At 75.7% G+C, this 8,597-nt stretch carries 1 protein-coding gene; it reads left to right on the forward strand.

Annotated elements, in window-relative coordinates; all coding sequences use genetic code 11:
• The coding region (locus FNH08_RS37180; RefSeq protein WP_152775937.1) for a type I polyketide synthase at positions 1–8,597 on the forward strand (8,597 nt) is incomplete at both ends.

Genomic DNA, 8,597 nt, shown 5'->3' on the forward strand with positions numbered 1-8,597 from the left:
GCCCTGCCCGCCCTGTTCGACGACGCCGAACCGCAGGCCGTTCTGCGTGACGGGGAGCTGAAGGTCGGACGGCTGGCCCGCGGGTCCGGCTCCGGGCTCGTCCCGCCCCTGAGCGGACCGTGGCGGCTGGAGGTGACCGACCGCGGCAGTCTGGACGGGCTCGCCCTGACGCCCTGCGGGCACGAAGAGCTGACGGGACGCCAGGTGCGTGTCGCCGTGCGCGCCGCCGGCCTCAACTTCCGGGACGTGCTCAGCGCACTCGGCATGTACCCCGGCGAGGCCGGGCTGCTGGGCTCCGAGGCCGCCGGCGTCGTCGTCGAGGCAGGACCGGAGGCGGAGCTGTGGCGGCCGGGCGACCGCGTCATGGGCATGGTCGCCGGAGGGTTCGCACCGACCGTCGCCGTGGACGAACGGCAGCTGACCGCCGTGCCCGCCGACTGGTCCTGGCAGACGGCGGGCTCGGTGCCGCTGGTGTTCCTCACCGCCTACCGGGCGCTCGTCGACCTCGCCGGCCTCAGGCCCAAGGAGAAGGTCCTCGTGCACGCGGGCGCCGGCGGCGTCGGTATGGCGGCGATCCAGCTCGCCCGGCACCTCGGCGCGGAGGTCTTCGCCACCGCCAGTGAACCGAAGTGGCCCGTGCTGCGCGACCTGGGCGTGGCGGACGACCACATCGCCTCGTCGCGCGACACCGGCTTCGCCGACCGGTTCACGGCCGTCGCGGGGGAGGGCGGCATGGACGTCGTCCTCAACGCGCTGTCCGGCGAGTTCGTCGACGCCTCGCTGCGTCTGCTCGGGCCGGGCGGCCGGTTCCTGGAGATGGGCAAGACCGACCTCCGCGACACCGCCGTTGTCCCCGACGGCATCCGCTACGAGCCCTTCGACGTGGGCTGGGTGGATCCCGACGGCATCCAGCGCATGCTGACGGCGCTCACCGGGCTGTTCGCCGACGGTGCCCTGCGGCCCCTGCCGGTGCGCACCTGGGACGTGCGGCGGGCCGCCGAGGCGTTCCGCTTCATGAGCCTCGCCCGCCACACCGGCAAACTCGCGCTCACCCTGCCGCCCGCCCTGGACCCCGACGGCACCGTCCTCGTCACGGGCGGCACCGGCGGCCTCGGCAGCCTCCTCGCCCGCCACCTCGTCACCCGGCACGGCGTCCGGCACCTGCTGCTCACGAGCCGCCGCGGACCCGACGCACCCGGCGCCCGCGCACTGCGCGAGGAACTCGCGGCGCACGGCGCCCGGGCCGACGTCGTCGCCTGCGACCTCACCGCGCCCGGCGCCGTCCGCGCCCTGCTGGACGCCGTCCCCGCCGAGCACCCGCTGACGGCCGTCATCCACATGGCGGGCGTCCTCGACGACGGCGTGCTGGACACCCTCACCCCCGACCGGTTCGACACCGTGCTGCGGCCCAAGGCCGACGTGGCCTGGCACCTGCACGAGGAGACCCGCGACCTGGACCTGGCCGCGTTCGTGCTCTTCTCATCCACCGCGGGTCTGATGGGCAGCCCCGGCCAGGCCAACTACGCCGCGGCCAACGCCTTCCTCGACGCGCTCGCCGAGCACCGGCGAGCACACGGGCTGCCCGCGCTGTCGCTGCGGTGGCCCGGCTGGGCGCAGGACGGCGGCGGCATGACCGCCGGCCTGTCCGACCGCGACCTGCGGCGCACCTCGGCCCTCGGGCTGCCGCCGCTGACCGCGGAGCAGGGCCTGGCCCTGTTCGACGCCGCGCTGGCCACCGACGCGGCCGCCCTCGCGCCGCTGCCCGTCGGCGGCGCGCCCCTGCCCCCGGCCGTCGCCGTACCCGCGCTGCTGCGCGGCCTGGTCCGGCCCGGACGACGCACCGCGGGCGGCGGGACCGTGACACGCGGCGCGCTCGTCGACCGGCTCGCGGCACTGCGGCCCGACGAACGGCGACGCCACCTCGTGGAACTCGTGCGGGCCGAGGCCGCGGGCGTACTGGGCCACGGCACGAGCGAGGCGGTCGACGCCGACCACGAGTTCCGCCGGCTCGGCGTGGACTCGCTGACCGCGATCGAACTGCGCAACCGGCTGGCCGGCGCCACCGGCCTCCAACTGCCCGCCACGCTGGTCTTCGACTACCCCACACCGCGGCGCCTCGCCGTCCACCTGCTCGGCGAACTCGTCGAGGAGGGCGCCGTCGGCGACGTCCCCGCGCCGACTGTGTCCGACACGTCCGGCGCGTCCGGCACGTCCGGAACAGACGAACTCCTCGCCGTCGTCGGCATGGCCTGCCGCTTCCCGGGCGGAATCACCTCGCCGGAGGACCTGTGGGAGTTCGTCGCGGCCGGTGGTGACGCCATCTCCGGCATGCCCGACGACCGGGGCTGGGAGCGGCACACCGGCGTCGCCGCGGCCGACGGAGTGGTCGGCGGATTCCTGCGGGGTGCCGGCGACTTCGACGCCGCGTTCTTCGAGATCTCCCCGCGGGAGGCCGTGGCGACGGACCCGCAGCAGCGGCAGCTGCTGGAAACCGCCTGGGAGGCGCTCGAACGGGCCGACCTCGACCCGCGCGGCCTGCGCGGCAGCCGCACCGGCGTCTTCGTCGGCCTCAGCGGCCAGGACTACGGCACCCTCGTCATGCAGTCCGCCGTCGACGTCGAGGCCCACGCCACCACCGGCCTGAACACCAGCGTCGCCTCCGGCCGGCTGTCCTACGTGTTCGGGCTGGAGGGCCCGGCCCTGACCGTCGACACGGCCTGCTCCTCCTCCCTCGTCGCCCTGCACCTCGCCGGGCAGGCGCTGCGCGGCGGCGACTGCTCTCTCGCCCTCGTCGGAGCGGTCACCGTCATGTCCACCCCGGTGGGCTTCGCCGGCTTCTCCCGTATGGGGGGCCTCGCCGCCGACGGCCGGTGCAAGGCCTTCGGTGACGGCGCCGACGGCACCGGCTGGTCCGAGGGCGTCGCCGTCCTCGTCGTGGAACGGCTGTCGGACGCCCAACGCAACGGGCACGAGGTCCTGGCCGTCGTACGGGGCTCGGCCGTCAACCAGGACGGCGCCTCCAACGGCCTCACCGCGCCCAACGGCCCCTCCCAGCAGCAGGTCATCCGCCAGGCCCTCGCGGGCGCCGGGCTCACCGCCGCCGACGTGGACGCCGTGGAGGCGCACGGCACCGGCACCGGCCTCGGCGACCCGATCGAGGCGCAGGCCCTGCTCGCCACCTACGGCCAGGGCCGCGAACGGCCGCTGCTGCTGGGGTCGGTGAAGTCCAACCTGGGCCACACCCAGGCCGCCGCGGGTGCCGCCGGCCTGATCAAGACCGTGATGGCGATGCGGCACGGCGTCCTGCCCCGCACCCTGCACGCCGACCCTCCGTCCCGGCACGTCGACTGGTCGGGCGGGGAAGTGCGGCTGCTGACCGAGAACCTCCCCTGGCCGGACACCGGCCGGCCGCGCCGGGCCGGCGTGTCCTCGTTCGGCATCAGCGGCACCAACGCGCACGTCCTGCTCGAACAGCCGCCCGCCGCACCGGAGCCGGACCGCGCCCCGGCCAATGCCCTGCTGCCGTGGGTGCTCTCCGCCCGCACCGAGGCCGCCCTCGACGCCCAGATCAGCCGGGTCCGTTCGGCCGCCGACGGACTCGACGCACGCGACGTGGCCTGGACGCTGGCCGGCCGCGCCACCCTCGAACACCGCGCGGTCCTTCACCCCGACGGCACGACGGAACTCGCTCGCGGTCTGGCCGCCGACCGCCCCCTCGCCGTCGTCTTCCCCGGACAGGGCAGTCAGCGGCTCGGCATGGGCCGCGAACTGCACGCTCGTTTCCCCGCGTTCGCCACCGCCCTCGACGAGGTCCTCGGCCACTTCGACGCCGCCGTCCGGGACGCTATGTGGGGCACGGACGAGGCGCTTCTCAACCGCACCGACCACGCGCAGTGCGCGGTGTTCGCCGTCGAGGTGGCGCTGTTCCGGCTGCTGGAGTCGTGGGACGTCACCGCCGGACACGTGACCGGGCACTCCGTCGGCGAGGTGGCCGCCGCCCACGTCGCGGGTGTCCTCTCCCTCCCGGACGCCTGCGCGCTGGTCGCGGCGCGCGGCCGGCTGATGGCGGCGCTGCGGCCGGGTGGCGTCATGGTCGCGGTCGAGGCGACCGAGGACGAGCTACGGCCGCTGCTCACCGACGGCGTGTCCCTCGCGGCCGTGAACGGCCCCACGGCGGTCGTCGTCTCGGGTGTCGAGGACGAGGTGGACAGTGTCGTGGCGGGCCTCGGAGAGCGGCGGCACACCCGCCTCGCCGTGAGCCACGCCTTCCACTCCCCGCTCATGGAACCGATGCTGGACGACTTCCGGCAGGCCCTGACCGGGCTGGAGTTCCACGCGCCCCGGATCGCGGTGGCGTCGGCCCTCACCGGCCGGATCGCCGGGCCCGAGGAACTGTGCTCGGTGGAGTACTGGGTGCGGCACGCCCGTGAGACCGTGCGGTTCGCCGACGCGGTGGACGCCCTGCGCGCGGCGGGTGCCGGGGCCTTCCTGGAGGCCGGCCCGGCGGGCGTGCTCAGCGGCATCGTCCTCGCCACCGGCCCGCGGGACGCCGTCGCCGCCCCGATGCTGCGCCGCGACCGGGGCGAGGAGGAGGCCGTGGTCGGCGCGCTGGCCATCCTCCACGTCGCCGGCGTCCCCGTCGACTGGCGCGCCCTGTGCGCGGGCACCGGGGCGCGCCGCGTGGACCTGCCGACGTACCCCTTCCAACGGGAGCGGTACTGGCCCGACGGCGACGCCGTCGCCCCGCCGGGCCGCCGGACCGAACCGGCCACCGACGGCTTGGCAACCGAGCTCCTCACGCGGCTGGCCGCCCTCGGCCCGGACGAGCGCCGACGGCACCTGCTGGGGCTGGTGCGCGCCGAGACGGCCGTCGTGCTCGGCCACCGGGGCCGCGACCAGGTCGACGCGGACCACGAGTTCGGCAGGCTGGGCATGGATTCACTCACCGCCGTGGAGCTGGGCAGACGCCTGTCCGCCGCCACCGGACTCCCGCTGCCGGCCACCCTGGCCTACGACTACCCGAGCCCCCGCCGGCTCGCCGGCCACCTGCTCGCCGAACTCGTCGACGACGGCGCCACCTCCGACCGGATCGCCGAGCGGGCCGCGCCCGGAGCCCACGACGAGCCGCTCGCCATCGTCGGCATGGCCTGCCGCTTCCCCGGAGACGTCAGCACGCCCGAGCAGTTCTGGGAACTGCTGCTCTCGGGCCGCGACGGCACCGGCACCTTCCCGGACGACCGCGGCTGGGACCTCGACACCCTGCACGGCACCGGCCCCGGCAGCAGCGCCACCACCCGCGGCGGATTCCTGTACGACGCCGCCGACTTCGACGCGGGCTTCTTCGGCATCAGCCCTCGCGAGGCGCTCGCGATGGACCCGCAGCAGCGGCTGCTGCTGGAGACGTCGTGGGAGGCGTTCGAACGCGCCGGACTCGACCCCGAGGCCCTGCGCGCCAGCCGCACCGGCGTGTTCGTCGGTACCAACGGCCAGGACTACGTCCACGTCGCCACCCGCGCCCGCGAGGACATCGGCGGCCACCTCGGCACCGGTCTCGCCGCCAGCGTGATCTCCGGACGGCTGGCCTACGCGTTCGGCCTGGAGGGCCAGGCCCTGACCGTCGACACCGCCTGCTCCTCCTCCCTGGTGTCGCTGCACCTGGCCTGCCAGGCACTGCGCAACGGCGAGTGCGAACTCGCCCTGGCCGGCGGCGTCACCGTGATGACCACCTCGGTCAGCTTCGTCGGCTTCAGCATCCAGGGCGGTCTCGCTCCCGACGGCCGCTGCAAGGCGTTCGCGGACGACGCCAACGGCACCGTGTGGTCCGAAGGCATCGGCATGCTGGTCGTGGAGCGGCTGTCGGACGCCCAACGCAACGGGCACGAGGTCCTGGCCGTCGTGCGGGGCTCGGCCGTCAACCAGGACGGCGCCTCCAACGGGCTCAGCGCCCCCAACGGCCCTTCCCAGCAGCGCGTCATCCGCCAGGCCCTCGCGGGCGCCCGCCTCACCCCGGCCGACGTGGACGCCGTGGAGGCGCACGGCACCGGGACACGGCTGGGCGACCCGATCGAGGCGCAGGCCCTGCTCGCCACCTACGGCCGGGATCGCGAACGGCCGCTGCTGCTGGGCTCGGTGAAGACCAACATCGGCCACACGCAGGCCGCCGCAGGAGTCGCCGGCGTCATCAAGTCGGTGCTCGCCCTGCGCGACGGCCGGCTGCCCCGCACCCTCTACGCCGACACCCCCTCCAGCCGCATCGACTGGTCCTCCGGCGCCCTGTCCCTCCTCACCGACACCACGCCGTGGCCCGAGACGGGCAGGCCGCCGCGCATCGCCGTCTCCGCGTTCGGGATCAGCGGCACCAACGCGCACGTCGTCCTCGAGGGCGCGCCCGAGCCGGAGAGGGAGCCGGAAACGCCTGCCCGGACACCCGCCGTGACACCCTGGCCGGTGTCCGCCCGCACCGAGGAGGCCCTGGACGCCCGGCTCGCCGCGCTGACCGACTGGGCGCGCCGCCACGACCCGCACGACGTGGGCTGCTCTCTCGCCGCCCGCTCGCACTTCACCCACCGCGCGGTACTCCTCGCCGACGGCGAGGCCGTACGGGGCACCGCCGCCGAACGCACCCCGGCCCTGGTGTTCTCCGGGCAGGGCGGCCAGCGCCCCGGCATGGGACGCGAACTCGCCGCCAGGTTTCCGGTGTTCGCCGACGCCTTCGACGAGGTGCTCACCCACCTGCCGCCCGGCCTGCGGGACATCGTCTGGGGCGACGACCCCGAGGAGCTGCGACGCACCGAGAACGCGCAGCCGGCCCTGTTCGCCCTCCAGGTCGCCCTGTACCGCCTCGTCGAATCCCTGGGGGTCGCGCCGGAGTACGTCACCGGGCACTCCGTCGGCGAGATCGCCGCCGCCCATGTCGCGGGCGTCCTGTCCCTCGACGACGCCTGCGCCCTGGTCACCGCCCGCGCCCGCCTGATGGGAGAACTGTCGTCCGGCGGCGTCATGGTGGCCGTCACCGCCACCGAGGACGAGGTACGGCCCCTCCTCACCGACGAGGTGGCCATAGGCGCCGTCAACGGACCCTCCGCGCTGGTGCTGTCCGGCACCGGGACCGCGGTCGACGCCGTCCTCGCCCGGCTCGGCGACCGCCGCACCCGCCCGCTGGAGGTGTCCCACGCCTTCCACTCCCCGCTGATGGACCCGATGCTCGACGACTTCCGGGCCGTCGCCGCCACCCTGACCCACCACCGCCCCCGCATCCCGTTCGTGTCCGCGGTGACCGGCGCCCCGGCCGGCGACGACCTCGCCTCGCCCGAATACTGGGTGCGGCACCTGAGGGAAACGGTCCGCTTCTCCGACGCCGTCCGGGCGCTCGCCGGCACCGGCGCGGACGCGTTCCTGGAGCTCGGCCCCGACGGCGGCCTCACCTCCCTCGTCGGCGACCTCGCGCCCGACGCGGCCGTCGCCGTACCGCTGTTGCGCCGCGACCGCCCGGAGGAGGCGTCGGCGGTGACCGCGCTCGCCGCCCTGCACGTCGAGGGCGTCACGGTCGACTGGTCCGCTCTGTACGCCGGTACGGGCGCCCGGCGCCTGCCCGACCTGCCGACCTATCCGTTCCAGCGGCGCCGGCTGTGGCCCACCGCATCCCTGCGCTCGGCCGACGCGGCCGGACTCGGGCTCGCCGCCACCGACCACCCGCTGCTCGGAGCCGCACTGCCGGTCGCCGGGGCCGGGGACCTGGTGCTCACCGGCACCCTGTCGCGGACCCTGCACCCCTGGCTCGACGGTTGTGCCGTGGACGGCGCGGTCCGGCTGCCCGGCGCCGCCCTGCTGGAGGCCGCCGTACGCGCCGGCGACCAGGTGGACACCCCGCATGTGGCCGACTTCGCCCTCACCGAGCCGGTGACCGTTCCCGATCACGGCGCGCTCCAGGTGCAGATCCGCATCGGCGCCCCGGGCGACGACGGCGGCCGGGGCGTGTGGTGCCACACCCAGCCCGCCCACGAGCCGGACGCCGCGTGGACCGAGCACGCCCACGGGCGGCTCAACCCCGGGGAACCGGCCCCGGCCCCCGACACCACCCGCTTCGCCGCGGCCCAGTGGCCCCCGGCAGGCGCCACCGAACTCGCCGTCGACGACCTGTACGAGAGACTCGCCGACGCCGGTGTGGAGCACGGCGCCGCCGCCCGCGCCCTGCGCGCCGCCTGGCGGCAGGGCGACCACCTGTACGCCGAGGTCACGTTGCCGAAGGAGACCGGCGAACACGCCGGGTTCGGTCTGCACCCGGTGCTCCTCGACGCCGCCCTGCACGCCGCGCACCTCGTCGCCGGGACCGAGGACGCGGAGCCTGAGCGGTTGCTCGCCGCCCGGTGGCGCGAGGTGTCCCTGCACGCCGTATCGGCCACCGAGCTGCGGATACGGCTGACCGGCAGCGGCGACACACGCGAACTCGTCGCCGCCGACCCCTCCGGCGCGCCCGTGCTCACCGCCCGCTCCGTCGTCCTGCGGCCGGCGGAGCGCCGAGCCGACGCCCCCGCCGCCGCACCCGACCTGCGCACCTCCATGTTCCGTTTGGACTGGGAGGAGCGGCCCCTCCCGGC

The sequence above is a fragment of the Streptomyces spongiae genome, assembly GCF_009377185.1.
Taxonomy (GTDB): Bacteria; Actinomycetota; Actinomycetes; order Streptomycetales; family Streptomycetaceae; genus Streptomyces; species Streptomyces spongiae.